This window comes from Nostoc sp. DedQUE09, assembly GCF_034530915.1.
Classification (GTDB): Bacteria; Cyanobacteriota; Cyanobacteriia; order Cyanobacteriales; family Nostocaceae; genus Nostoc.
This window is the reverse complement of sequence record NZ_JAVRCE010000047.1, coordinates 36,493-61,169: the sequence shown is the minus strand read 5'-3', so window position 1 is coordinate 61,169 and position 24,677 is coordinate 36,493. Positions and strand designations below refer to the sequence as shown.

Annotated in this window: 24 protein-coding genes and 1 pseudogene; 6 read left to right on the top strand and 19 right to left on the bottom strand. The window is 40.9% G+C overall.

What is annotated here, in order from left to right; translation table 11 throughout:
• Window positions 1-36: 36 nt before the first annotated feature.
• From RMY27_RS24920 to RMY27_RS24860, 13 genes are all read right to left on the bottom strand, one after another.
• The gene (locus tag RMY27_RS24920) at window positions 37-792 is read right to left on the bottom strand and encodes a cupin domain-containing protein (RefSeq protein WP_322667556.1); all 756 of its coding nucleotides are present in this window, start codon (window positions 790-792) and stop codon (window positions 37-39) included.
• A gap of 599 nt (window positions 793-1,391) precedes the next feature.
• Window positions 1,392-2,582 carry a cupin domain-containing protein gene (locus tag RMY27_RS24915; RefSeq protein WP_322667555.1) on the bottom strand — a complete coding sequence of 397 codons (1,191 nt, stop codon included), beginning with the start codon at window positions 2,580-2,582 and terminating at the stop codon, window positions 1,392-1,394.
• A gap of 368 nt (window positions 2,583-2,950) precedes the next feature.
• On the bottom strand, window positions 2,951-4,147 hold the full coding sequence (locus RMY27_RS24910; protein WP_322667554.1) for a cupin domain-containing protein: 1,197 nt from the start codon (window positions 4,145-4,147) through the stop codon (window positions 2,951-2,953).
• Window positions 4,148-4,585: 438 nt separating this feature from the next.
• Window positions 4,586-5,053, bottom strand: coding sequence for a VOC family protein (locus RMY27_RS24905; RefSeq protein ID WP_322667553.1), 468 nt, complete (start codon window positions 5,051-5,053; stop codon window positions 4,586-4,588).
• 258 nt (window positions 5,054-5,311) lie between these two features.
• Window positions 5,312-5,692, bottom strand: coding sequence for a nuclear transport factor 2 family protein (locus RMY27_RS24900; RefSeq protein WP_322667552.1), 381 nt, complete (start codon window positions 5,690-5,692; stop codon window positions 5,312-5,314).
• Window positions 5,693-5,802: 110 nt separating this feature from the next.
• On the bottom strand, window positions 5,803-6,246 hold the full coding sequence (locus RMY27_RS24895) for a nuclear transport factor 2 family protein (protein WP_322667551.1): 444 nt from the start codon (window positions 6,244-6,246) through the stop codon (window positions 5,803-5,805).
• 126 nt (window positions 6,247-6,372) lie between these two features.
• On the bottom strand, window positions 6,373-7,155 hold the full coding sequence (locus RMY27_RS24890; protein ID WP_322667550.1) for an SDR family NAD(P)-dependent oxidoreductase: 783 nt from the start codon (window positions 7,153-7,155) through the stop codon (window positions 6,373-6,375).
• Window positions 7,156-7,287: 132 nt separating this feature from the next.
• Window positions 7,288-7,686 (bottom strand): nuclear transport factor 2 family protein, encoded by a 399-nt coding sequence (locus RMY27_RS24885; protein WP_322667549.1) that lies wholly within the window; start codon window positions 7,684-7,686, stop codon window positions 7,288-7,290.
• A gap of 70 nt (window positions 7,687-7,756) precedes the next feature.
• On the bottom strand, window positions 7,757-8,146 hold the full coding sequence (locus tag RMY27_RS24880) for a nuclear transport factor 2 family protein (protein ID WP_322667548.1): 390 nt from the start codon (window positions 8,144-8,146) through the stop codon (window positions 7,757-7,759).
• A gap of 114 nt (window positions 8,147-8,260) precedes the next feature.
• Window positions 8,261-8,707 carry a hypothetical protein gene (locus tag RMY27_RS24875; RefSeq protein ID WP_322667547.1) on the bottom strand — a complete coding sequence of 149 codons (447 nt, stop codon included), beginning with the start codon at window positions 8,705-8,707 and terminating at the stop codon, window positions 8,261-8,263.
• 85 nt (window positions 8,708-8,792) lie between these two features.
• The gene (locus tag RMY27_RS24870; protein ID WP_322667546.1) at window positions 8,793-10,541 is read right to left on the bottom strand and encodes a thiamine pyrophosphate-binding protein; all 1,749 of its coding nucleotides are present in this window, start codon (window positions 10,539-10,541) and stop codon (window positions 8,793-8,795) included.
• Complete coding sequence (locus RMY27_RS24865) at window positions 10,535-11,362, bottom strand: type 1 glutamine amidotransferase domain-containing protein (RefSeq protein ID WP_322667545.1); 828 nt, start codon at window positions 11,360-11,362, stop codon at window positions 10,535-10,537. Before RMY27_RS24865 ends, RMY27_RS24870 begins: the two co-directional genes overlap by 7 nt.
• Window positions 11,363-11,399: 37 nt before the next feature.
• Window positions 11,400-12,083, bottom strand: coding sequence for a DJ-1/PfpI family protein (locus RMY27_RS24860; protein ID WP_322667544.1), 684 nt, complete (start codon window positions 12,081-12,083; stop codon window positions 11,400-11,402).
• 452 nt (window positions 12,084-12,535) lie between these two features.
• On the opposite strand from RMY27_RS24860, the gene RMY27_RS24855 reads away from it, so the two are divergent.
• Window positions 12,536-13,669, top strand: coding sequence for a M24 family metallopeptidase (locus RMY27_RS24855; protein WP_322667543.1), 1,134 nt, complete (start codon window positions 12,536-12,538; stop codon window positions 13,667-13,669).
• A 67-nt stretch (window positions 13,670-13,736) separates the two neighbouring features.
• On the opposite strand, the gene malQ is transcribed toward RMY27_RS24855, so the two are convergent.
• Window positions 13,737-15,248 (bottom strand): 4-alpha-glucanotransferase, encoded by a 1,512-nt coding sequence (gene malQ / locus RMY27_RS24850; RefSeq protein WP_322667542.1) that lies wholly within the window; start codon window positions 15,246-15,248, stop codon window positions 13,737-13,739.
• A gap of 903 nt (window positions 15,249-16,151) precedes the next feature.
• On the opposite strand from malQ, the gene RMY27_RS24845 reads away from it, so the two are divergent.
• The 5 genes from RMY27_RS24845 (at window position 16,152) to RMY27_RS24825 (ending at window position 19,242) form a co-directional block, all read left to right on the top strand.
• The gene (locus RMY27_RS24845; protein WP_322667541.1) at window positions 16,152-17,168 is read left to right on the top strand and encodes an SMP-30/gluconolactonase/LRE family protein; all 1,017 of its coding nucleotides are present in this window, start codon (window positions 16,152-16,154) and stop codon (window positions 17,166-17,168) included.
• Window positions 17,169-17,797: 629 nt separating this feature from the next.
• Window positions 17,798-18,268, top strand: coding sequence for a DUF1392 family protein (locus RMY27_RS24840; RefSeq protein ID WP_322667540.1), 471 nt, complete (start codon window positions 17,798-17,800; stop codon window positions 18,266-18,268).
• A gap of 73 nt (window positions 18,269-18,341) precedes the next feature.
• Window positions 18,342-18,704, top strand: a complete 363-nt coding sequence (locus RMY27_RS24835) for a helix-turn-helix domain-containing protein (RefSeq protein ID WP_322667539.1) — start codon at window positions 18,342-18,344, stop codon at window positions 18,702-18,704.
• Between the two features lies 1 nt (window position 18,705).
• The gene (locus RMY27_RS24830; RefSeq protein WP_322667538.1) at window positions 18,706-18,846 is read left to right on the top strand and encodes a winged helix-turn-helix domain-containing protein; all 141 of its coding nucleotides are present in this window, start codon (window positions 18,706-18,708) and stop codon (window positions 18,844-18,846) included.
• A 3-nt stretch (window positions 18,847-18,849) separates the two neighbouring features.
• A complete protein-coding gene (locus tag RMY27_RS24825) occupies window positions 18,850-19,242 on the top strand; it encodes a transposase (RefSeq protein ID WP_322667537.1) in 393 nt (130 codons plus the stop codon).
• A gap of 384 nt (window positions 19,243-19,626) precedes the next feature.
• On the opposite strand, the gene RMY27_RS24820 is transcribed toward RMY27_RS24825, so the two are convergent.
• From RMY27_RS24820 to RMY27_RS24800, 5 genes and pseudogenes are all read right to left on the bottom strand, one after another.
• Window positions 19,627-20,091 carry an ankyrin repeat domain-containing protein gene (locus tag RMY27_RS24820; RefSeq protein ID WP_322667536.1) on the bottom strand — a complete coding sequence of 155 codons (465 nt, stop codon included), beginning with the start codon at window positions 20,089-20,091 and terminating at the stop codon, window positions 19,627-19,629.
• Window positions 20,092-21,042: 951 nt separating this feature from the next.
• Window positions 21,043-21,162 (bottom strand): annotated as a pseudogene (locus RMY27_RS24815) (catalase); the annotation flags it as partial.
• A gap of 13 nt (window positions 21,163-21,175) precedes the next feature.
• The gene (locus RMY27_RS24810) at window positions 21,176-21,847 is read right to left on the bottom strand and encodes an AraC family transcriptional regulator (RefSeq protein WP_322667535.1); all 672 of its coding nucleotides are present in this window, start codon (window positions 21,845-21,847) and stop codon (window positions 21,176-21,178) included.
• A gap of 172 nt (window positions 21,848-22,019) precedes the next feature.
• The gene (locus tag RMY27_RS24805; RefSeq protein WP_322667534.1) at window positions 22,020-22,595 is read right to left on the bottom strand and encodes a hypothetical protein; all 576 of its coding nucleotides are present in this window, start codon (window positions 22,593-22,595) and stop codon (window positions 22,020-22,022) included.
• A gap of 1,492 nt (window positions 22,596-24,087) precedes the next feature.
• Window positions 24,088-24,324 carry a hypothetical protein gene (locus RMY27_RS24800; protein WP_322667533.1) on the bottom strand — a complete coding sequence of 79 codons (237 nt, stop codon included), beginning with the start codon at window positions 24,322-24,324 and terminating at the stop codon, window positions 24,088-24,090.
• Window positions 24,325-24,677 lie beyond the last annotated feature (353 nt).

The window sequence follows — 24,677 nt, the reverse complement described above, 5'->3', positions numbered from 1 at the left end:
GTCTCACTCACACTCGACGCTCTATTATATGCAACTTCAATGTAAATTGATATAACGCTTTTGCTGTTTACGTTTCACAATCCATTCAGTAGTTAAATAAATCGCAGCTACTAACAGAGCAGAATCACTAGAGGGTTCAGGAACAGAGATGGGTCCCGTAAGTGTTGTACCCGATGAAACCCCAGGTTCCTCAGTGGGAATAAATCGTATTCCGTTGTTAAGAGCGATCGCTACGATTGTTGCTAGGTCATTGGCATCTGAAGACGAACCAGAAGAATTGTCAAGTTGCACACCTGCTTCCTTAATCAAGTTTTCCACAGGTGTTACAAAAGAATTTGAAGGTCTTTCCTCGAAAAAATTGTACACTAAGGCTCTTGCTGGCGTTGTCTGATTATTTATGATTGCACGAGGTCGGTTGGCAGGAAGGGAAAAGAAGCTTCCAGAAGGCGCATTCACAGTTTGTCCCTCCAAATTTAGTGTTAACTGCCCGTCCAGAACCATGACCGCTTCACTATCATTGCTGTGGATTGCCAATGGAAGCGTACCACCCTGTGGGAAAGTAGCTAGGTATGCTGAATACTTTCCTTTATTATCAACTCCAGATGTTAAAAACTCAAACTCAATTCCCGCCAAAGAGTAAGTTGGTTGTGCGTCTTCTGGTGCAACGAATATGAAATCTTCTAAACCTGTCTCAGAAGATGTAATGCCCAACGTACTTGCGGATGCAGGCTTTAGGCTCAAACAAGCAACGAAAAGCGTTGTAACAAGGGTAAACGTTGATAATTTTTTCATAATCATCACGCAGATATGTATTTCATAGGTAAAAGGTTTCAAATTTTATCTTTTGGTGTTGCTGATTGAAAGTATAAATTAGTCTCACTAGTCATATCGAAAAATGTCAATTCATACTCTGATTCAGCAACGCTTATCTTTTCTGTCAGACTGGGGATGAATTCTTACAAAGCTTTGCTGAGAGCAGGTGAAGCGCGATTTCACTTTTTCCAGTTTGACAGGCTACGGTGTACACACAAATCGAAAAAGCTCGATTTCTCATTGTTCTCTTGTTGCTCTCGTTCTTATGCTCTGCATGAGAATGCCTGAGTAGGGGCTGCTGCCTTCAGTCAAATATTGAGTCAGAGACTCAATGAATGCATTCCTAGTCTGAGACTGGGAACGAGGAAAGTCTTATCAAGCTAGGTTTTTAGAACTTGTGTGTACACCGTAGGTTTGACAGGAGAGAGATAATGCATCATAAAGGCGGGAGGTTTTTGCTATACGTTCACCTGTCTAAGGAAAGTTACTTACTTAGTCCAGGTACAGCATTTTTACTAGTCTGGGAAAGTCATGCCTCCCTTTTTCCATTTTCTCGCTCCCGAAATTCCTGGATTTCATTAATTAGATATAGGGATGGGAGGCACAAACTCTAATCCATACTTTTGCGTAGCAATTGTTATAATTTTTTGCAAGTCTATAGGAGGAGCAATTGGTGCAGAACGATCTTTCACTTCCACACCTACATCTTTGAAGAATTCCAAAAATTTTGCAGGAGTAATTACAGTAACTAAATATGCCGGCGTTTCTCCAGAGGTTATAAATCCATGTGTGTGTTTTCTTGGAAGGAAAGCCCAAGAACCAGGAGTTACAGTCATAGTTTCTTCCTTCATCTGGACTGTAAAAGCCCCTCCACTCACATGAAAGTAACCCTCATCTTCAAAGGGGTGTTTATGCGGTGGAGTTGCAGCTCCCGGTGGATTTTCAAAACTAACAAATCCAAAATTCCCACCAGTCTCTTCACCAGTTGCTAAAAGTGTATATCGGCCACCCAACGCATCATATACTGGACGATCGCGTGCATCTGGTGGCACTATTATATACTTGCGTTTATACTTGCGATCTGGTTTGTATTGTTTATTAAAAGGTGCTATAAATTCTATTCCATTTTGCATACCGATCTCATAAATTTTTCTTGCCCAATTAGGAAATGCCCAATTAGGAAATATCCAATTAGGAAATGCCCAATTGTGAAATGGTAAAGACGGAGTATATAAGTTAGCCACTGGCACACCAGCTGCTTTTATAAACCTTTCCAAAGGTGTTGCCAAAGACCGGGAGGGCTTTTCAGGAAAATTGTATAAAAGGAATTTAGCTGGTTGAGTACCACTATTTCTAATTGCGTGTGGTAATTTGGGAGGGAGGTAAGCGAAGGTTCCGGAGGGCGCACTCACGCTCTTTCCATCTAAATCTAGTCTTAACTCCCCATCTAGCACTACAAGCACATCACTATCATTGTGGTGAACTGCTAATGGCAACCCGTCACCCTGTCGTGAAAGTGTAACTAAATTTACTGAATACTGTCCGCCTGTATCTTCTCCTTGTATTAGAAACTTAAATGTTGAAGTGTTCGCTAAAGTGTAAGTTGGAGTTGGTTGGTCCGGTGTAACGGTTACGAAATTTTGAGGTTCCGGGTTATAATAATTCCGGATTCGTTCAGTTCCTTGGGCGGCTTTCAAGCTTATGTTAAATGAAACAAAAGAAAACGCCACTATCAAGATAACTATTAGAAATTTTTTCAGATTAAACATAAACAGTTGTTCTCCCGATAAAGTTCTACATCACATCAAGTTCTTTCCTGCTCTTTTCTCCTCTACATTCCATGCAAGTTTGCAGTCCATTAGCAAGCTCTGATAATTTAGTTTGCTAATTCAGGTTGCAATAGCAAAAAAGAAGCAATGTGATTTTGTTAGATCGAGTTTTAATTCTCAGTTACATAGCTATATTCTCAATAGAAATGAGCTATTTCGCTGCAATGTCTGCAACAGGCTATGCCGACGCTTACGCACTATTAAATAGGTGAAAGTTAGTTATTTAGTCCAGGTACAGCATTTTTAGTAGTCTGGGAAAGTCATGCCTCCCTTTTTTCATTTTCTCGCTCCTACAAGCTGGAGTATTTTCAGTTGATCTGAGGAGGCCAGTTAGGCTGGTTCACAAATTCTATGTGGTATTTGTTAATAGCAATTGACGCGATTTTTTCTGGGGAAGCAGATGGTGCAATCGGTGCATTTAGGTCAGTTACTGGGGTACCCACATCCTTAAAGAAATTCCCAAAAAATGCAGGAGTAAACAAACATATCAACCGTGTTTCTGTCGTTCCAGTGGTTATCCATGCGTGCTGATGCCCTCTGCCAAGTAAGGCAAAGGTTCCAGGAGTTGCAGTCGTAATTTTGTCATTCATCAGGATTGAAAAATTCCCACCACTTAAGATAGAGTACAACTCATCTTCATTTTTGTGACGGTGGGGTACAATAGCGTTCCCTGCTGGATTTACCACACTGGCGAATGTAAACTTCCCATTAGTCTCTTCATCAGTTGCTAAATACGTATATCTGCCGCCTATTGAATCGTACACTGGGCGATCGCGTGCATCTGGTAGTACTACTAGGTAATTGTGATTCGTTTTGTCCTTATTAAAAGCATAAAAAGGTGCGCGAAAATTAAAACGGTTAAAAAATGGGTAGAAATTAAAAGCATAAAAAGGTGCGCGAAAATCTATTCCGTTTTTGAGAGCGATCTTTTCAATTAAACGCTGATTACCCACTGGCGAAGACCATCCAGAGAAGTTATCTACTGGCACACCCGCTGTTTTTATCAATCTTTCCAGAGGTGTTGGCGACTTAGAAGACCCTTCATTAAAACTATATAACAGGAATTTAGCGGGTTCCGTCCCACTATTTGTAATTGCATATCGTGACTTGGCAGGAATATAGGCAAAAGTTCCAGCGGGCGCATTCACGACATCACCATTCACTTTTAGTCCCAATTCTCCGTCTAAGACCAGAAGCGCTGTAACGTCGCGGTAGTGGAATGCTATTGGAAGCCCACCATCGTGTTTTTCAATTGTAACCTGGTATGCTGAGTAACCGTCTGCTGTATCTTTTCCTTCTGCTAAAAACTTAAACTTACTGTCAAATAAGGAGTAAGTTGGAGTAGGTGTGTTTGATGCAACAGTGATAAAAGGCGAATATTCTGTATGAGAACTATTGCTTTGTTCAGTTGCTTGTCCTTGGGCGGCTTTCAAGCTTACATTGAATGAAACAAAACAAAACGTCCCTATCAAGATAACTATCAGGAATTTTTTCAGATTAAACATGAACAGTTGTTCTCCCGATAAAGTTCTACATCACATCAAGTTCTTTCTTGCTCGTTTGCCTCCTGCTCCTTTCTCCTCTACATTTCATACAAATTTGCAGCCCATTAGCAAGCTCTGATAATTTAGTTTGCTAATTCAGATTGCAATAGCCAAAAGGAAGCAATGTGATTTTGTTAAATCGAGTTTTAATTCTCAGTTACATAGCTATATTCTCAATAGAAATGAGCTATTTCGCCGCAATATCTGCAATAGGTTATACCTACGCTGACGCACTATTAAATAGGTGATTTATACCCCTAATTTTTAGTACTTAACAAAATCGCACTGCTCCCTTCTTCTTTGCTGTAGGAAGCAAAGTCAAAGCGTAAAAAGCACGCCCGACAAAGTTTGAGGTTCCTTATAGAGTCAAAGCAAACATTAAAGAAAAGCTTGATTTTCTTAGATTGTGAAGGCTGGCAGGCGCAAATCTGCTTCCAATGGAGGAGGATTATCTTGGTCAACAAATCCTTGACTTATCTCAATAATTCTACCGTCTGGATCTGCTACCCAAACTGTGCGCCATCCAGGGATATATTCATCAAAGTTAAAAGGCCCTAAAGTAATCTTAGCATCGTCGCCCATTTCAGCTAGTTTAGCATCCACATTATCGACTTTAAAAGCAAGGTGACGCACTGAGGGATACTCAGGCCCATCATTAATTGGAGGGGCTACAGGAAGCTCCTCTTTAGCCTTAAAAAGCTCAAAGTAGAATGGATAATCACTCATCTTGATGAAGACAATCTGACCGCCATCTGGCAGTTTTGCCACCCTAGCCCGCTTAAAACCAAAGTTTTTAGCATAGAAGATTTCGGTGGCGATCGGGTCTTTGCAAGTAAATGCCACTTGAGAAAAAGTTAGCGAAGCCATCTTTTGTTTCTCCGTAGTCTTTGAATTAGTGTTAATACCAATTTTGTTTGAGGCTGCATAGAATATTGTCTTGACTCACCAAAAGTTCTATGCTGTTCCTAATGTGCGACTTGATTTGGAATTGGTATAAAGGTGAGTAAATTTATTCTGTATTCCTTTATTGAAGAAACCTCTTGCATAAATATTTTTTGTCTCACGCAAAGAAGAAGATGAAAAGAAGGACTTTAGCAAGAGATCTAAGGAATACAGTTCTTCTGGTCAATTCAACTTTTGATTTACAAAAGGGCCAAATGGCAGTGTATCGTGGAAGTTTGCCATGTAAGCAATTTTGCCGTCCTTTATCTGAAAATAATTTGAGCCTCTAGCATCTATTGGTACACCGCTAGCATTAGCCGCCTCAATGTGCCATACAACGCTGGCTTCGTCACCTTGAACAACTATATGTAAAGGACGATTTTGAAAACTGGAGTAGCCCTTTTTAAGTCCATCAATTCCTCCTCTTAAGGACTCGACACCTTCGATACGACCTGCAAGTTGTTCATCCATAACAACATTGTCATCGAATAGTGTTAGCCAAGTTTCCCAATCACCAGCGTTTACAGCATCAAAGTATTTGTCAACTACTTCTTTCGTATTCATACAGACCTCTTGCAACAATTTAAAATGGTATAACGATTTACAACAGCAAAAATCTTGGCAGATGCATTCAGGAAGGTTTTTAATTCGCAAACTTCCTGTTTAGTTCCCGATTAAACATTACGATCGAGAAAAGCAGCAACTAGAGAATTTGTTTCCATGAAGCCATTGAATTTAGCAATCTTGCCATCACGGACAACAATAAAATGGACAATTGGCACATCATAAACTCTATTAGTAGCCCTATTAGAGGCTCTTTCATGGTTGAGAGTCATTGCTTTGTCGTCTTGAGCAACAATTTCCTGTAGCTGAAAAAAATTGACCTTTACTGTCTCATCAATAAGAGCGAAATATTCAGCTACTTTATCGCGGCCTTGTCGCTTACCACACCAGGGTACTACTTGTGTGGGTCCGGGTACTTCCCATTCAATATCATCTGTTACCATATCCAGTACACCCTGCATATTGCCCTTGGCAAATTCTGCATACCATGTTTTAACCAACTGGAGAGTTTCTTGCGTTCTGGATGTAGTCGTTTCTGCTGGACTTTGAACCATGAATTTTACCTTTATTAGAAAAACGACCTGCTTTAGGATGGGTAGATATAATCTTGCTGCTGTGCATTGCAACAGGGATATCTGCAAATGTAAATTTCAGAGAGCATCTGAGCATTAACAATGCTCTTAACTCATGTATAAACCGCCGTTAATATTGATAGTTTGGCCAGTAATAAAACCATTGTTTGCAAGCAGTACCGCTACCTCACCAACTTCTTCTAAGGTACCGAAACGACCCACGGGTATTACCTCCTCAGGTTTAACTTTAATATTTTCAATCACCGCATCAGTTTCAATCAGCGCTGGCGCGATCGCATTAACGGTAATTCCTTCTTTCGCTAGAAGGGAAGCGTAAGAATGAGTCAGTCCCAACTGACCTGCTTTAGTTGCAGCATAATGCGGGCCAACAGCTCCACCAGTGAATGCTGCTATTGAGGACACATTAATAATTCGTCCCCATCGAGCGACACGCATACTAGGCAGTATGGCCTGCGTAACTAGGAATGTAGACTTGAGATTCATTGCAATTAACTTATCCAAGTCTTCTTCGTGGATACTATCGAGTGGTACACGATAGCCGCCGCCTGCATTGTTCACTAAGATTTCCACAGGCCCCATTTCTTGCTCAATGCTTTTTAGCATACGGTTGACTTCAGAGGCTTGTGAGACATCGGCAGCTATAGCTAAGGTGCGACCTCCAAATTCTCTAATCACGGCGCAAGTTTCTATTGCCTCTTTCTCCCGCGATCGATAGTTCACGACAACATTTGCACCAGCTGCGGCAAGAGCTTCAGCAATTCCTTTTCCTATACCACGGCTTGCACCTGTGACTAAAGCCAGTTTGCCGCTCAGTTTGCTGGTCTTTTTAGCTTCAACAATTTCTAAAGTTTGTAAAGTTTGCTTTTGCATAAAGCCCTCTGGATTGATCTAAAGTTATGTAACTATCAAATGGACTGACAAGTGGATTTGAGGGTACTTTCAGTTGCTAGCATCTCAAACCACTGTCAGTAGTTTTTTCACATCAGGATGACGATTCAGCTATTAAGTACGCATCGAGGTAAAAGCAACATCAGTATTAAATGGAACAGAATCGTGATAGTTGCTCAAGTAAACAACTTTGTCATTTTTAACTCGGTAATAGTTAGCACCTTTGGTGTTAATATCTACACCATTAGAAGTAGTTGCCTCAACCTCCCAGAGAACGAATGCCTGGTCTCCTTCAACAAGCACTTTCCGGAGGTGCATAATCCATTTTGTGTAGCCCTCTAGCATCTTGTCTGCTAGGATTGCCATCGGTTGAACCCCTTCTTGGCGGCCTGCTAACTGCTCGTCCATTACAAAGTCTTCGGCGAATATGCCCACCCATTTACTTAGGTCTCCTTGGGCAAAGCCATTGTTAAGATATTCGTAGTAGTTCTCAATTACTTTTCTGGTGCTCATTCTTACTTTCCTTGCTTCTTTGTATACAACAGGACTTTTTTGTTTATGTGAGTAAAAAAGCTGAAACTAATTAACGACGCAGTTTTTTGTAGGCTGTGTCAGAGGCGAAAGGAACAGTGTCATGAAAGTTCTGCATATAGACTATTTTCTTGTCTTGAAATCGACAAAAATTGGCACCCACAGCGTGAATTGGAACGCCAGTATCAGTGACGGCATCAATTACCCAAGCAGTACAAACTTCGTCACCTTCAACAATCATGTATGTTGGCTTGATTTCAAACTTGGAATAATGCTTTACCAAGTTTTTTGATAGGGTTCTCATGGACTCAATGCCTTCAAGATGACCCGCTAACTGCTCATCTACTATAATCTTGTCATCTAGTAAAGATAACCAAGTACTCCAGTCGCGTTCGGTACCAGATTTGTAGTAGGTAGTCATTAATTCTCTAATATTAGCCATAACTTCCTTCAAACCTCTTAAAAACAGTATTGTTCAATTGATTGTGTTGCTTTAACTTTTGGGATTTACAACCAAAACCAATTTTTTGTGGATTATGGCTTTGATTGTTTATGTCTACTTAACTTCAGCGAAAGAATGAACAATGTATTTGGTAATAACGGGTTTACCAGTAGTAAGAGACTTTGTTAAAATCCAAGTTTGAGGAATACGAAAAGCCGATGATGTATTATCAGAATACTTACTTGCTTTCCAGACAACTATGACATCAATTTTTGCTGCATCGGAAATTGTAATGTCAAATTTTTCAACTGTATGGTCTTGATCGTAATAAGTTTTACCAACAGCTTCATACCAGCTTCGGAAATCATCATGATTTTGGATTGTACTGTCCGGAAAAATCATTTCTAACAAAGTGTCTGAAACCATTGGCAAAAGTTCTTCTACATCAGCGTGGCGATTTAGCCTGTCATACCAAATTTTGCCGAATTGAATAAGTTCTTCTTGTGCTAGGGTTGTTTTTTGTCCAACACTATGATTGCGCTCTTGCGATTGAATAGCCATATATTGATTGTTCCTTGTTTGATTTTCTGATTTACAAATTACTTGGTTTACTGTTTATCAACTACTTAGCGAAAAAGTAAGTTAATTACTGCCCACACTTGACGCCAATATTTGTGCCGACAATTTCGTTTGTCAGTACCAAATCAATCAAAAATGGCCCATTGTGATCCAATGCTTTTTGGATAGCTGGGGCAATCTGATCTGGTTTCTCTACCCGAATAGCCTGAACCCCTAAAGACCTTGCTAATTCAGCGAAATCGATATTTGGGTTGCACAAGTTAAAAGAAGATGGGTAGTCGTGTTCTGGTATTTCCTGTTCGCCCCAATAGTGCAGAATATTGAGCTTCAGGATTTGATAGCTGTGATTATTACAGATGACAAATTTGGCATCTATATTGTGGTGGGCAGCAGTCCAGAGGGCTTGGATAGTATACATACTGCCGCCATCACCCGTGAACGCAACTACAGTTTTATCTGGATTAGCCAGCTTAATACCGATCGCTCCAGGAATACCAACACCTAGCGAACCGCCTCGTGTTTGGTAATATTGTCCTAGTTTTGTCGGTGGAATATACCGACAAAGTTCGGGAGAATTGGTAATGGCTTCATCGAAAATAATGGCATCTGCTGGCAGATGGGCAGCTAATTCTTCTGCAAAACGAGTCATGTGCAGAGGTACTGAATCTCGAACCGCCTTATCAGCTTCCAATCGAGCCGTCGATTCCCGCTTCTTGTTTTCAGCTATCCGGCTAGCCCTAAAAGAAGCCTCTTGCTTCTGTTTAGGTGTCAAAGTTGACTCAAGAGCGATCGCTAATTTGCTCAGACTAGTTTTCGGATCGCCAAGCAGTCCCAAATCCACCGGAAAATTCTTCGCTATTTCGTAGGTATTCAAGTCAATGTGAATTACTTTCGCTGACGAAGCAAAAACTCCAGACAGTGCCGGAAATACCTCTGGAAAAACGTAAGTTCCAGTAATCAATATCACGTCTGCTTGTGACGTAATCCGACGGCTATCATCCCCAAACATGTGACCTAACAACCCTCCGAATAGAGGATGTGTGGCGCTCATATTTGCTTCCGATGAATCTGCTCCCCAAACTTGTGCGCCGATGAGTTCGGCTACATCTGTCAACTCAGCCTGGGCATCGGAAAAAGCCACACCATCACCCATAATAATTAGGGGATGTTTAGCGGCAGCCAATAAAGTTGCTGCTTTTGCCAGTTGGTCGGGTTCAGGCGCAACCCGTGTCACTGGAAAAGAAGTCGGAACAACCTCTTCACAATTAGGAGCATCAAGGATATCCATCGGTAGGGAGACGAACACCGGCCCCATAGGCGGCGTAGCAGCTATTTTGATAGCTCGGCGCAGCACACGTAACAAAGAAGAAGGATCGACTACCCTAGTTGACCATTTTGTTACAGGCTTGGCCATACTGACCAAATCTGCTGCCATTTGGGCATCCATCGCATCGTAGCAGATACCAGCTTCGCCAGCCAGTACTACTAATGGTGCATGACCACGCATGGCCTGATAAATCATCCCGATGCCATTGCCTAAACCGACTCCGCTATGGAGTTGCACAATAGTAGGCTTTTTGGTGGCGCGGGCATAGCCATCGCCTGCACCGACTGCGATTGTTTCTTGCAATGCAAAGATATACTCAAATTCTGGATAATAGTCTTTTAACGCATCTAGGAACCCCTGCTCAACAGTGCCAGGGTTGCCAAACATGTAATTTATGCCATCTGCCAGAAGTTGTTCGATCATTGCAAACCGACCATTTCTGTTAGCCTTCAAAGGCTTCTCGTTACTCTGTTTGGTCAAACTTACCATCCGTACCGCCTCAGTCCTTTATCCAGAACTTCCACTACCTTTTGACCAGTTGTATAAGAATCTGCGGTAGACCGACCTGTAATAAATGGATAATCGACAATCACGGAGATTTCTTTCCCAAAATTACCGTGATATGCTCCATCTGGGCCGGTGGCATCTTGGAGAATATACTCTAGAGGATAGGGAGGTGGCCCCATGTTAATGTCTGCGCCGACAAATCCGGTGCCATCCTTGTAATCATATTCCTTGCAATGGCCTGTGACGTGCTTACCCCAAATAATGCTCTTGCGGTCTGCTAAGTCACGAGCAAAGGCGAGACAAGTTACACCGTAGCATTCTGCTGCGATCGCCTTACCCTTTTTGTAGAAACTCAGGATCAGGTCGTGAACCCGATGGTTATTTACTAAATCAACAATAGGGCCACTACCACCGACTATTAGTAGAGCATCGTATTGTTCCAAATCCTTCTGCACTTCATCGAGTGCATTGTTATAGGCTTCCATTTCCCGAAGGAATTTTTCAGCACTCCAGTAAGGGCGATCGGGCAACCATTCTGACAGGATGATTGGGTTGTCCAGTCGTGGGTTCTTAGGATCTTCCAAGCGCTTGACTTTTTCCGCCATCTCCTGGGAGACAACTGTCCGACCTAAAGGTGGGTCGATATAAGTAGCGTCCATGCTGGGAGGAAGCGCTACTGGCCTTTTTCCTGTCGGAGTTGCAAAGTCAGCTTGATACCCCGCAGCATCAAAAGTTTCTAAAGGCCCTACCAGTTCTTCACCCCAATAACCATATTCCGATAAAATTATGAGAATTTTTTTCACAAAATTGTCTCCTAGTCATGAATTAGTTTTGAGATAATTAGCTTGCAACTTTTAGTCTTGAAACAGAGGTAGTAGCCCTTCTGTTTGAGAAACGATTAGTGGCAATAGATAATTGCTGGATTTGTTCGGTAATCGCATCAATGAATGGTTCAACCTCGTGTTTTGAGCGACCAGTAACAAGGTCGCCATCCACCACAACACCTGTAGGTGATGTTGTATAAACTGCGCCAGCATTGAGAATATCTGCAAGGACAACCTCGTGGCAGATAACTTGTCGGCCTTTAAGTAACTCAGGTACTGGTGTCAGTATCCAAAGACCGTGGCAAAGTGCGCCTTTAATAATTCTGGGATTTGCCATTGCCTTGGCGTAAAACTGTACAGCTGGTGAAGTGCGAACTTGTTCAGCACTAATTGGCTGACCTGTTGGTGGCTCAAAGTAACGCAGACGCACGCTAGTATAGTTAGCGGTCATAATCACAGCCGCGTAGTCGTTAACATCTACGTTTTGAAAATCAATGTTTACATCTATTGTTCTAGGCGTATTGCCCGTATCTTCATCACTGAAAAAACGAACACTCGGCTGATTCCAGAGCCTAGACATCAGATGTACCGTTGCTTTAAGTTCTGAGAAGCGTTTTTGATATGCTTCAATTTCTTCAGGGATGAACTCACTTTCTAAAAGAATTGCGATTTTTTTCCCACCAAGGGATCTAGGTATCATATTGGTTCAATATTCTTAGGGTCACTAAATTCTTCTTTTGGAATGTATGTGACTTATTCTTAAGCCTTTAGCAATAACTTTAGAGAGGCTAAAACATAAATACAAGGGTGAATGTTTTGCAGAAAGGTTACTTTTTTTATTGGCAGGATTTTATGTAAATTTAAAAAACCTAAAATAAAATCACAATGGTTGATTTTTTGTTAGAAGGTTGTATTGTTTTGGTAATTACGGCTCGACAAATACTCAGAATAACCTTTATACTGGAAGTAATAATTCAGAACTAATAAAATTTAAATACTTAAAAATAATAAGTATACGAAAATAAATAAGCGTATTATATTTTTATCAATTCTGAGTTTTGACTTCTGATTGCGGAATTATGTGTAATCAGAATTTTTCTCCCACTATCAATAATAATTGGCAATTTCTCACAGACTTATCTCGACTAAACTATGAATTCGATCGACCAAGAAATTTATTACAAGCTGGAGCTAATGCGAAAGGCTCTGAGCGAAACTGGTGCAATGGGCGCGCGATTGCGCGGTTCAGATTGGTTCGCTTGGGCTACTGCTGGCGGTTCTAACACTGTACTACTCGCTAGTGAGACTGGAGTAGCAGAAGTTTTAATAACCGCTCAAGATGCCTGGATATTGACTGATGAAATTGAAGCTCAACGCTTACAGGATGAAGAGCTTCCGGGTAGGGATGAGTCGTCAGATTGTCTTTACAAGCTGCACATTAATCCTTGGGCTGATCGGGTTGCCCGCGAGTCTTTTGTCCGTGAGGCGACAAACGGGGGAAAGATTTTGAGTGATATTCCGACTGCCGATGAAAGCCGATTACCTGTGTCACTCATAAATCAGAAGCGGGTGATCCTGCCAACAGAACTTGAGCGTTATCGGCGAGTCGGGCGTTTAGCAAGTGAAGCCATAACCGAAGTACTTTTAAAAGCCCAGCCTACCTGGACAGAGTACCAACTAGCTGGAGCGGGTGCAGAGGCGTTGTGGTCAAGAGGACTACATCCAGCTTTGACGCTAGTAGCTGGAGAAAGGCGCCTGCCCCTATACCGTCATGCCACGCCCAAACAAGAGGCGCTGGGACGTGCAGCAATGCTGGTTTTTTGTGCGCGGGGATACGGTCTGTATGCGAACTTGACGAGATTCGTCTTTTTTGGTTTGGGACAGGCCAATGCAGAGACACGAAATTTCGCATCTCTGCATTCTCATGTCCATAAGATTGAAGCTGAAGCCTTGAACTTGTGTGTTCCTGGTACCCCTCTCAATGAAATTTATGACGCGCTTGGTCAGGCTTATGAGCAACATGGTTATCCCGAAGCAATTCGTCAACATCACCAAGGAGGAACCACTGGCTATCTATCTCGTGAAATCATCGCTAATCCAACCACCAGCGAAAATTTAGTGGAAAACACGGCTGTAGCTTGGAACCCAAGTCTAGCAGGAGCAAAGATTGAAGATACTTTCATCATCCAGAAAGATGGAGGGCTAGAAAATCTGACTTTCGATCCAAAGTGGCCAAGCGTCAAAGTTGAAGGACGCGATCGCCCCTTACCATTAGAAATTGACTAAAATTGAGCCAGCTGCAAAAAGCCATTGCTACCATATCAATGGCTCTTGCGGCTAGTTTGTTCTAATTTTATTGGTGGTAAGTCGCCCGTCCATAAGTTTCAGTCATTGCTTTGAGGCGATCGCTAATCTCTACCGTTAAAGCTACGGACTGATATCGCCAACCCCAACTCCCTACATTTTTGCCCGGAAAATTCATCCTAGCTTCGGTGCTCAATCCCAAAACGTCCTGTAGAGGAATAATCGCCTGATTGGCTACAGAACTGAGTGCCAATCGAATCAAATCCCAGTGGATTCCAGACTCACTTTGACAACCCAAATAACCTAAGACTTGTTCTTTTTCTGGGGGTAACAATTGATTGAACCAGCCAACTGTCGTGTCATTATCATGAGTACCTGTATACACAATACAATTAGACTGATAATTGAACGGTAAAAAACGCTTTTCAGCTTGTGAACCATCGCCAAAAGCAAACTGTAAAATTTTCATGCCGGGAAATTCAAATCTGTCTCGCAGAGCATATACCTCTGGTGAAATTTCTCCCAAATCCTCGGCGATGATTGGCAGATTACCTAACTTCTGTTTGAGTACCTCAAAGAAAGCTTCTCCAGGAGCTTCAATCCACCTACCATTGATAGCAGTTGTTTCGCCCTGCTTTACAGCCCAGTAAGCTTGAAACCCCCGAAAATGATCGATGCGAATCAAGTCTACATAATTAAGCATGGACTCGAAGCGTTGCACCCACCACTTGAAGTTTTCCTGTTGTAGCCGCACCCAGTTATAGACTGGGTTCCCCCAAAGCTGTCCAGTAGCACTGAAGTAATCTGGTGGTGTTCCTGCCATTAGTGCTGGCTCACCTGTGGATTCATCAAGGCAAAAGTTACCGGGATTAGCCCACACGTCAGCGCTATCGTGAGCCACATAAATTGCAATATCTCCTAGTATTTGAATTTTGCGCTGGTTAGCGTAGCGCTTCAGTTGTAACCACTGCGAGAAAAACTCAAACTGTAGATATTTATGGTAAAAAACTTCATCAGCTAATCGTTGTTGCCATTGCTCGATCGCTTCTGGTTTGCGTTGAGCGATCGCCATCTCCCAAGCATTCCAACTAGCGCCCTTATGGGCATCTTTGAGCGCCATAAACAAGGCATAATCATCTAGCCAGTAAGCCTGACTCTGACAAAACTCTTGAAATTCCTGTAGCTGTCTTGATGTTGCATTAGTTTTGAAGTTTTTGCAGGCTTTTTGCAGCATTGGTATCTTTGTTTGGATAACCTGCGAAAAATCTACTCTTTCAGTGGAAAACTTTGGTAAATTTGTGAAATCTTCAACCAGCAAGCCCTTTTTTTGCAGCAGTTCTGGGCTGATTAACAATGGATTTCCGGCGATCGCTGAATAAGAAGCATAAGGAGAATTACTATCTCCGGTAGGCCCCAATGGTAATATCTGCCAAAGCTGTTGCTTACTTTCTACTAAAAAATCAACAAAGCGATAAGCTTCCGATCCAAAGTCACCAATACCAAACTGACTAGGAAAAGAAGTAGGATGTAGCAAAATCCCGCTAGTTCTGGGAAAAGGCATAATAAACCTCTATCTTAAGAAATGGGAATAAAACAATTGATAGAACTGACCAGCAGAGGATTACGAGCCTATTTGAACTATCTCATATCATGTCCGGTAAATGACTTACGATTAAATGCCATAATATCTCCCATCCTCTCTGTCGGCTAATTGTTATCCCTGTGAATTTACTCAACCAATCTGCAACTTTTTGGTATGGCATTCATCAACTCTGCTGAATGGGTTTCATGCAGAACTTGAAGAAGCATAACTTTTTGTTGTACGATATAAGATTAAGATGCATAAAACATAGACGCAAAGGTTAATTTTTCGTAAAAAGTTTGCATTATTTTGCTCTCTTGTTTTGAAATTAAATTTTCACTAAAACATAATTACTATAACCACCAATCTTTTTAATTTTTGCCAAACAAACTAGATTGAGCAATGCATCACTATAAAAATAAGACTGCACTATCTCATAACTCGTTTCTGATTTAGAGAGAATGAAATGTAAATAAAAATCAGTAAAATCAAAAAACTGCAACCTTTTACCAAAATTATAGCCATTGTATTTATATTAAATACTTTATAAAGTATTTCATGTTTATAGGATATTTTAAATTTTTGATGCCCTTTTATTTAGCAGATATAAGTATTTCAACATATAGCTAAAACCTTGATTGATAGTCGAAGTAAACCAAGCAAAAACAGTAAGATTATACCTTATGAAATTTTTAAAGCATCCTTTTAGCTCGACTTTATCCAAGCAAAGCTTTAATGTTAATATCTTTTTTTTGTTAATAAAATGTTCTTCTGAAATCAAATATTTAGTAAGTTGAATTTCCTTGTAAATTTACCCGCGATCTGTTTCTTAAAACAACCACGAAAAAAAGAGGTTTTTCTCTGATGCGGAAATTTTATTTGATGGTTTTCAGCTGTGCACAAATTTTGCTACTGGCTTCTTGCCGTTATACTTCCAATAACGCCACATCTACCTCTGCACAGGCGGTAACGCAGTTCCCAAATAGTACTGTAGGTGCTACCTTATCTCAAGTAATACTGCCGCCAGCATATCTCATTTCACCAATGAAGGTTTTGCAGAGTGATAAATACTCTGAGGGAATTGTCTTAGACGGTCAGGGCAACCTCTACTTCTCTCAAACTAAAGCTGGAACAATCACAGTTATAACTCCTGAAGGCTTCACTAAAATCTGGGCTAAAGTCCCAGGTGCTAACGGTCATAAGATCCTGCCCAATGGCACTCATCTTGTCGCTGCCAAAAACTCGGTATTGCAGCTAGATACTGATGGCAAGTTCCTGAAAGTGATTGCGAAGGAATTTAATGGCAAGCCCTTGGAATATCCCAATGACATTACTATTGATTCACCAGCAGGAAGTTTTTACTTCACTGACTCCGGTAACTCAAACCCCCAGACCTCAAACGGCGCAGTTTACTATGTGGATTCTACAGGAAAAATTAATTTAGTCGTTACCGGATTGGCTTTTGCCAATGGCATTGTCCTCACTCCGGATCGTAAGCGGCTATTTGTTAGCGAGAGCAATAAGAATCAAATCTTGGTCTATGACATACCGTCACCAGGAAAAGTGACTTCGCAGAAAGTGTTTGCTCAACTCCCTGTCAAACAGGGAGAGCAAATCGACAATAAGCCTGACGGTATATCTCTAGATGCGATGGGTAATCTTTACGTAGCTCACTATGGCATGGGTCAAGTGCAGGTTCTCAATCCTGAGGGTAAGCTGATCCGTCGATATTCGACTGGTAATCTCACCACCAGCAACTGCGCTTTTGCAGGCCCAAAGCTCGACCAGCTATTCGTGACTGGCGGTATAAAAACAGAAGACGGTTACGGAGGGATATTCCGCTTGGATATTGGCGTACTTGGATTAGATATCCGCCAAATGGGAACGTTGACGAAATAATGACGGTTTCAGCCGTCGGTTTTGGGACTGGCAATCATAGCCAGTTGCGATCGCCAAAAAGTCCACCCAGAACAAAAGTTTTTGAAACGCAGATTACAAGCTGATTTCGGCTTCTGGTATTTCCAAGCGTAAATCAACGACTGGTAAGGCTTATAGAAAACTTTTCGGTCTACTGAGTGTATATCAGCGATGCCTACGGCAGGCTGCGCCTATGCTCTCATCGAAAATCCCACTGCTTCACTCCGTCAGGCACTTAAGTAAGCCCTCCAAGACATTGACTCCATCAGCTTCGATGCGGAATGGGACTGTATTTCTGCACAACAAGTCGGCTTGCCAGATTTAGATCGCGAGTCTTTATTATTGCCTACCCCAATGGCTTATTCCACCATCAACAGCCGATCCCGTGGACAGACCTGGAAATTAGATTGCGTCAGTACGACTATCTCATGAAACAAGAAGCTATCAACCAGGTCTTCTTACGATGGCTGATGGGATTTCCATTGGAGTAGCTAAGGCAATTACGATACCTGTCACGCTTATGACTTAAGTTGTTCTCCACAACAAGCAGCTGTGGCTTGGAAACGAATTGATTATTTGTGCAGTCTATTGTTTGCTCGGGAGGCATAAGCATGATTAACCTTGTCCACACTCTAGAAACATGCTGGTATCTTTCGCCACCTTGGGGCAAAGAAATTGCACCCCTAAAAGTTTGCCTGCTGGAGAGAGTCTACCTCACCACCATCAAATCATTCGGCTACTGTTGCGGGGTGGAATGGTCAGATCAAGGCTGGAGTTATGAGATTGCCTGTGATAAAAATAATACAACTGTTTTGGGACATGAAATTATTGGCACAGGCGAACTCTTTGCACTGACTTTTGAAAAACCTATTTTCCGACTGGGTGAAACCGTCGCATTCCGATTTCATGGCGACGGGCCCGAGCTTCGGATTATCCAAGGCATTCAACTGATTTGCGATTCTTGGTTTTACTGCATTGAATGGATGTCGCCACGGATATCTTATAAAAGGGATGAAGTGAAAACCTCCAGAGATTCCATCGCACGAGTGACTGACTACGATTTGGAAAAGGTACGAATATGACTAAATACACCTTATACTACCGTGGCAAATCAAAGGAGAGACTGTTTGAATTTCCTAGTGCTAAAAGTAAACGATGGCACGCCCCTTTAATCTAGAAATAAGCGAGAGTACAGAGTATTTGTCCAAAAGCCTCAAAAATGCTCGGACTGCGATCGAGAAAGAACGCTTACAAATGATTTGGTGGCTAAAAACAGGACAAGTTACACAGCATAAGGAATTGAGCCGCATATTGGGTAGAGATACCTCAACCGTCACACGGTGGTTGCAAAAGTATCGACAAGGGGGATTAGCAAAGTTACTAGAGGTCAACGTTGCACCTGGAGCAATGCCAAAAATTCAAGGAGAGGTCTTGTCTCGGCTCAAGGAGAAATTGGAATGTCCACAGGGATTTAGCAGCTATGGACAGATCGTTGAATGGCGCTTAGCAGGAATTTAATATGCAAGTCAAATATAAGACGGTTTACCGTTGGGTACGCTATGAACTCAAGGCAACACTAAAAGTGCCTCGACCAGTAAGTAAGGAACAAGATGAACAGGCAGTGAGCCTGTTTAAAAAAACATTCCCTTTGCCTTACTAGCTCTTGCATTACCTGCTGGGTAATGGTAAGCGATTACGTTACTTATGCCAAGATGAAACTCGAATTGGTCTGAAAACCGAAACAGGGCGAGTGATTACGGCTCGTGGTGTGAAATCAACAGTATCAGTGCAATGGCCACGTGAAGCATTCTGGCTATATGGAGTAGTTGAGCCATTTGCAGGTTGGCAGTTTTATCAGGAGTACGATCATCTCAATGGTGAGACTTTTCAGAAGTTTTTAGATGCCCTCTCATTAGAACTGGGCAAGGATATAGCATTGATTCAAATGGATCGGGCTTCTGCCCATCAAGCGTTAGCATTAATCTGGCCTGATAATCTTATCCCAATATTTCAGCCTGCTCATAGCCCTCAACTCAATCCTATTGAACGATTGTAGCAGCATATTAAACGTCAATGGAAAGGTGAAAATTTTTCTTCTTTGCAGCAGCTGCGTCAGCGGGTTCAATTGGAATTGGCTCAAATGTCTTCTGAATTTATCTCCTCTTTGACAAGTTATGATTTCATCCTGGAAGCTCTATTTTATGAAGCTTTATTCTGTGCAGCTTCTTAGAGAATTGGTATTAGTGTCACAGTGGTGTTTATGATGTTGGCTTATTCGTCTCAAAAAAGTATTTCACGGACGAGCTTCGCTTTTTCTACCTTCAAAAACTTTTTGAGCAAACGTACATCATCAGACCTGCTTTATTTTCAAGGCAGGTCTAGTATTTAGGTAACGCAAGTAAGAATTAAATAAGTTTGAGATTCAAGCACAGCCAACTTCCTACCCAGAAAGCATTGCAACAATCTCTTGATGCCCACTTTTCTTGGCAATATCTAAAGGAGTGTCTCCGTTCTTACTTTTGATATCTAAGCGAGCACCTGCGTTTAACAGGAGCCTGACTCCTTCAATATTGTTCTGCCAAACTGCATCGTGTAGGGCAGTATATCCGTTATAAGGACCCTGAACATCTATATTAATCCCATATTCAATCAGAATTTTCATGACCTCTGGATGTCTCAAATAGGCAGAGGCATGGAGTGCAGTAGCCTTCATATTTGAGTCAACCGCGTGAATATCGGCACCAGCGTCAAGGAGTAGTTTCACCATTTCTGATTGACCGTTAGCAGAACTGACAAGCAAGAGGCTATTTCCATTACTGTCTGTTTGGTTAACGTTTACGCCAGTTTCAATTAATTTTTTAGCGTCTTTAAAGTTATTATTAATTACCGCAGCAACTAATTTCATACTCATATTTGTAGGATAAAAAACTTAAAAACTATTTATAAAGCAATGTAAATGGTAGTAATATGTGATGTATAATGACGAACTAATTGACATATATACATTCTTAAAATACGCTTTATATAAAATAAAAGTATTTATATTTACCTCAATTTTTATTTTTATAAACTTTAGATAGCAAACTGTAACCTATTGATATAAAAAATCAATAGCGAGTTTTTCCAGTAGCAATGGTCAATTTTTATTTTGCAAGTTTCTATTCTTTTAGCCATGCTTGATATTGCTGCTAGAGCGATTGGAAAACCTCCTTAAGCGTGCTTGTACTACTTCTTTTTTCTCCAAATTGATAAAGTTGATTAAGCTTTCAGCTTTTTCTTGAGTTGAACTTTCTAATTTCAGCAAAGGCATTTCCAACCAGCAGCTTCGGCAGAACCAGTATACTTGATTATTACTAATGTGTTGTAGAAGCCGATGGGAGCAGAAAGGACAATTTTTCATATGATATGCTGGTTGAGAGTTGACTTTTTACTGCTGATTGCTCTCAAGCTTTGATTAGTTAGGAAGTGCATTTGACGATCAATAAATTTATTGCAGAGTTTGCGAAAGGATTAAGATTAAAGATTCAAGATTCAAGGAAAAATCAGTCTCTTTAACCGTTTTTTATTCTCCTGTTCCTAACTGTTGCAAAAGATAATTTTGCAAGAGGCTAATAACCCAATGGGGCATTGCTGAATTCAAGTATGAAATTCAAAAGTTCAGTATTTTCAACTATTCCATTTGTGTCTTAGCAAGAAATTAAATTCATACTCAAAATCAGCAACGTCTCAGCACGAGCAATTACTCCCTTGCTGCTACTACCGTTATTATCAAATCACATCAAACCATCCCGCTGATAATTTATTGCCTTTTGTACCTGAGGATAGTTATTTGCTCGGTAGTAGCTCGTAGTTACCTTCCGTAGCCATTCATATGCCGATAGGGCCTCGGAGTGCTCCGATTTGAGTACAGAATTGTCACCTGATGGGTAGATTCTGGTGTCAGGAAGAGGAAATCCCAAACCATGTTTGCATCTTTAATGATTTCAATTTCAACACGATTCGCAAGTTGAAACTAAGGTTATGTGTATCAAACCATTGTCTATTTTTGCAACCGAACCATTTTCGCTTTTTAACATAAGTACTTCATTAGCAACAGTACTCTTATTAAAAATTGCAGCAATTTCTTGGATACAGGCTTGCAACCGTTGAGCTTCTGCAAAAGTTACAGTTGTAGGTTCCTGGTTGATTAATTCGCTTGAGTTTGCCTTTTGTGGGACTCTTTGCCAACATGGGATGCTCTTACTCCGATGCGATCTCCGCCATGTTTGCGGGGTTGTATTGTGGAGGCGGAGAAATTGGCGACCGAAATGGCGTCTATCTAGATAGCCCACAGCTTCAGCAATCTGCTCTACCGATTGGTCTGTTTCGATAAGCAGACGGCGTGCCTCTACCATCCGACGCTCAACAATCCAACAGAGTACGGTTTTTCCAGTCTCTCGCCGTACAAGATCGGTAAGGTAGGCAGGGGATCGACTGACCGCCTCAGCCACCTCTCTAAGACTAATTGAATTATGATAATTTGTCTCAATAAAACGAAAAACATGGCTTAACAAAGGTTGGGACTGAAGCAAGAACTTTTCAAAACTTGTAAGTATCGCCGTATTAATAGCGATGTTAACGTTATAAGAGTCAATGCCATTTAATAAGTAATTAGAGTCCATCACTTTAGCCTCATTTATTGTATTAAATACACTTGGGTTTCATGTCAGATGACCTGAACTAGAGTAGAGTTTAAACGTTTCTCATGTTATGTCAAGTTTCAGTTAGTCTCCAAAAAATAATTCATTGAATGTTATATTTTTCCCTCATTCATTTATGAATTTTCACTGATAACTAATTTGGTGAACGCCTGATCCAATAGAGCAATTCCTCAGACGCATAAACGTCGCGATAAAAGCTAAGTTGCTCGCATTTTAAGTAGCACGCACCTCGATGTCCACGTCGAAGCAAAGTTTCGTTTCCCTTGGCAATAACTTCGTTCGTTTCATCATCGAAACAGTTCCATTCAGAGTAGATAACTTCACCATTGAACATAATAATTGGCCAAGCTATTGTTACACTTGGTTGAGCAAGAATTGCCCAACGATTTACTTCTCTATCTGTTGCTGCGGTTCTACCATAAAAAGGTCCATCAGCACAGAAATATACAAGATTATTGGCATACTCACCTGCTAAAATATCTCCCCGTCCTTGTCGTAGTGCTTCACAGTGTGTTGGCCACCAATGTTTATTTTCCTGTTCTACTTGCTCTAAGCTGTATTCTAGACTTGTTTCAGGTAAAGTATCATTACGTAGAGAAAGATACATCTCTGCGTTTCTGAGTAGTTTTACTGCTAGTTCATTAGAAACTAGCTCCGGCTTGGAGTAATCTACTAACAGATCATTGTAATAGTTAGTTCGCTTCGTCATTTTAAGCCTCTACAATCTGCAACCAATTTTTTTTGTGCATGCGCTTAATCATAAATGCCTATAATTCTTGTTTTATGAAAGCTTGACCAACCCAGTTTTCTGTGTAATCAGTATTAGCGTGGGGTAGTTTTCATAGAGCTAGTTGTCAAACTGACGACTGAGCGAGACGTTAAAGAGTAGAAAGCGAATACCTGTGTCACTTTATTGTGCGTCATCTAATTTTTTAGATGCCGTTAATACTAAATCCATGTGGAACAAGGCTTGAAACTGAAAAATCATGAGAAAATTCACCAGGTTGAAAGGACTGGTAATCAAAAATTAAACATGGATAAACAAATTTTATAGAAAGTTTTAACTGTTTTTACAGAAGCGCTATTATAATGTTTATTCTTAGACATAATATGCTGTTAAAAAACATATTAAGTTTCTGCTAAGGGTATGCTCCTTACTAAAAAGGAATCGGAAAGCAAAACTTTTGTTGTCCAGAATATGTATATATAGCAACCAGCGAAATTAGAGGGGAAACCCCCCGTGCATGAATCGGGGGATATAACCGAGTAAGTAAGTGTTAGGAGGCCTTGAGAGTGAGTAACTCTCTCAAAGGCTTTGCGTATAATTATCCATTTCAACATTGGTTTTAGCCAGTTAAGATAGAAAACTTAAGCGGAAAAGTTTGTGTTTTTCAAGTGGATTTTAGGCAAAGTTCCAACTGAAACGGTTTTTAGCCAACAGTAAATGTAAATAACAGGTTTTACTAACTTTGCTAAAATTTGCATCTTGTACCATTCTCAAGCAATCAGTTATTTAGGTAATTTGCACAGCTATAATGTCTAAATTTTTTGTTAGTAGGGTTGAACATTACTAACTCTTCTAAAAAACAGAAATGTTTCCTTACGTCCATTACGAGCGATCGCGTGTAAACAGCTTTTATTACTCTCATGAGAGTATAATCAATGTACTGTCCGCTTAACTCATCAGGGGTATTTGATTGGGTTTAAGAACGGCTACCTCCACTATCACCGTGGTAGATGAGTACATCAAACAGCGCTAATTAATTTTGTGGCCAGTTGAGGGTTTAAATTTAAACTCACAGAGAAGTCGGAGACACTGCCCGTAAGTCTCTGTCGTAGGGAAGGGTACGGTGGGGATAGAAAGTAAGCCCAAGGGGACGCACAGTCTTACCAAATTTAATTCGTTAAGAACTTATGCAAAGCTACACTAAGATGTTATCCTTTGCCAAACTAGTTTTTACAGATGTACGTTTTTGAAAAATAAAATCGCGCTAGTGCTCACTTATCAAGCTTTTTAGGCTCAATAGTACATTTGTATGTGCAACTTTAAATTTGAAGGGAAGAATGTCACAGGAAAAAAGAACTTATCTTTATCTTAAGTTTCTTATCTTGAGTTGCAAAAGTTTTGTAAAGTTAGGAAACTTAACTGCAACAGGCATCAGTCAACTAACCACATAAATGAAGGTGCGTAAGATGAGTAATTAGCAATGCTGCGAAACTTTAGATTCGTATACATTGCCTCTGGACAAACTCCTTCGGTTGCAGATTGAGTCTGCTACCGAACGGTTTTGACTACCAGCAAGGCACTTTGGCAGGATACGAGATGCAGGAGTATTTACTTCTAATTCTCCCACCACTAAGTGGAGTTCCTCTATGACGGAGGTTTGCAATAGGGAAGACAGATGACAACGCCCATGCATTGCTTCTTTCACCAGCATTGCAACTAAAGGGCAGTTTGGACTTTGTTTGACACTATCCGATTGAAATAAGCGTTGCTTCTAATTAAATGTGCAGGATGGTAGTGAAACACATCCTGTCTGCAATTGATTTGTTACTCATAGAATAAAAGCTTCCTGTTAGTTTCCCTAAACCTTATACACGAATGAAGCCGTTTGTCAATCAGGTTTCTGTCAATACATAAGTCCTAAGGGTATGGGATTTTCTCGCCATTTTAGTCATCTTTAACTACCTTTTTGCTTGCAAACGTCTAGTGAAACTCATAATTTGGATATTGCCTTTGTCAAAGAAAGTCAGCAAATTAACCGAAGACGTAAAAATGCAATATGCATTT

Excerpts from the sequence above, each read along its gene's own strand:
- RMY27_RS24860 (WP_322667544.1), bottom strand. The coding sequence starts at position 12,083 with ATGATACCTAGATCCCTTGGTGGGAAAAAAATCGCAATTCTTTTAGAA.
- RMY27_RS24820 (WP_322667536.1), bottom strand. The coding sequence starts at position 20,091 with ATGAAATTAGTTGCTGCGGTAATTAATAATAACTTTAAAGACGCTAAA.
- RMY27_RS24905 (WP_322667553.1), bottom strand. The coding sequence starts at position 5,053 with ATGGCTTCGCTAACTTTTTCTCAAGTGGCATTTACTTGCAAAGACCCG.
- RMY27_RS24830 (WP_322667538.1), top strand. The coding sequence starts at position 18,706 with ATGCAAGTCAAATATAAGACGGTTTACCGTTGGGTACGCTATGAACTC.
- RMY27_RS24900 (WP_322667552.1), bottom strand. The coding sequence starts at position 5,692 with ATGAATACGAAAGAAGTAGTTGACAAATACTTTGATGCTGTAAACGCT.
- RMY27_RS24885 (WP_322667549.1), bottom strand. The coding sequence starts at position 7,686 with ATGAGCACCAGAAAAGTAATTGAGAACTACTACGAATATCTTAACAAT.
- RMY27_RS24920 (WP_322667556.1), bottom strand. The coding sequence starts at position 792 with ATGAAAAAATTATCAACGTTTACCCTTGTTACAACGCTTTTCGTTGCT.
- malQ (WP_322667542.1), bottom strand. The coding sequence starts at position 15,248 with ATGCCTTTTCCCAGAACTAGCGGGATTTTGCTACATCCTACTTCTTTT.
- RMY27_RS24890 (WP_322667550.1), bottom strand. The coding sequence starts at position 7,155 with ATGCAAAAGCAAACTTTACAAACTTTAGAAATTGTTGAAGCTAAAAAG.
- RMY27_RS24875 (WP_322667547.1), bottom strand. The coding sequence starts at position 8,707 with ATGGCTATTCAATCGCAAGAGCGCAATCATAGTGTTGGACAAAAAACA.
- RMY27_RS24880 (WP_322667548.1), bottom strand. The coding sequence starts at position 8,146 with ATGGCTAATATTAGAGAATTAATGACTACCTACTACAAATCTGGTACC.
- RMY27_RS24845 (WP_322667541.1), top strand. The coding sequence starts at position 16,152 with ATGGTTTTCAGCTGTGCACAAATTTTGCTACTGGCTTCTTGCCGTTAT.
- RMY27_RS24835 (WP_322667539.1), top strand. The coding sequence starts at position 18,342 with ATGGCACGCCCCTTTAATCTAGAAATAAGCGAGAGTACAGAGTATTTG.
- RMY27_RS24870 (WP_322667546.1), bottom strand. The coding sequence starts at position 10,541 with ATGGTAAGTTTGACCAAACAGAGTAACGAGAAGCCTTTGAAGGCTAAC.
- RMY27_RS24840 (WP_322667540.1), top strand. The coding sequence starts at position 17,798 with ATGATTAACCTTGTCCACACTCTAGAAACATGCTGGTATCTTTCGCCA.
- RMY27_RS24915 (WP_322667555.1), bottom strand. The coding sequence starts at position 2,582 with ATGTTTAATCTGAAAAAATTTCTAATAGTTATCTTGATAGTGGCGTTT.
- RMY27_RS24855 (WP_322667543.1), top strand. The coding sequence starts at position 12,536 with ATGAATTCGATCGACCAAGAAATTTATTACAAGCTGGAGCTAATGCGA.
- RMY27_RS24800 (WP_322667533.1), bottom strand. The coding sequence starts at position 24,324 with ATGCTGGTGAAAGAAGCAATGCATGGGCGTTGTCATCTGTCTTCCCTA.
- RMY27_RS24910 (WP_322667554.1), bottom strand. The coding sequence starts at position 4,147 with ATGTTTAATCTGAAAAAATTCCTGATAGTTATCTTGATAGGGACGTTT.
- RMY27_RS24895 (WP_322667551.1), bottom strand. The coding sequence starts at position 6,246 with ATGGTTCAAAGTCCAGCAGAAACGACTACATCCAGAACGCAAGAAACT.
- RMY27_RS24810 (WP_322667535.1), bottom strand. The coding sequence starts at position 21,847 with ATGGACTCTAATTACTTATTAAATGGCATTGACTCTTATAACGTTAAC.
- RMY27_RS24805 (WP_322667534.1), bottom strand. The coding sequence starts at position 22,595 with ATGACGAAGCGAACTAACTATTACAATGATCTGTTAGTAGATTACTCC.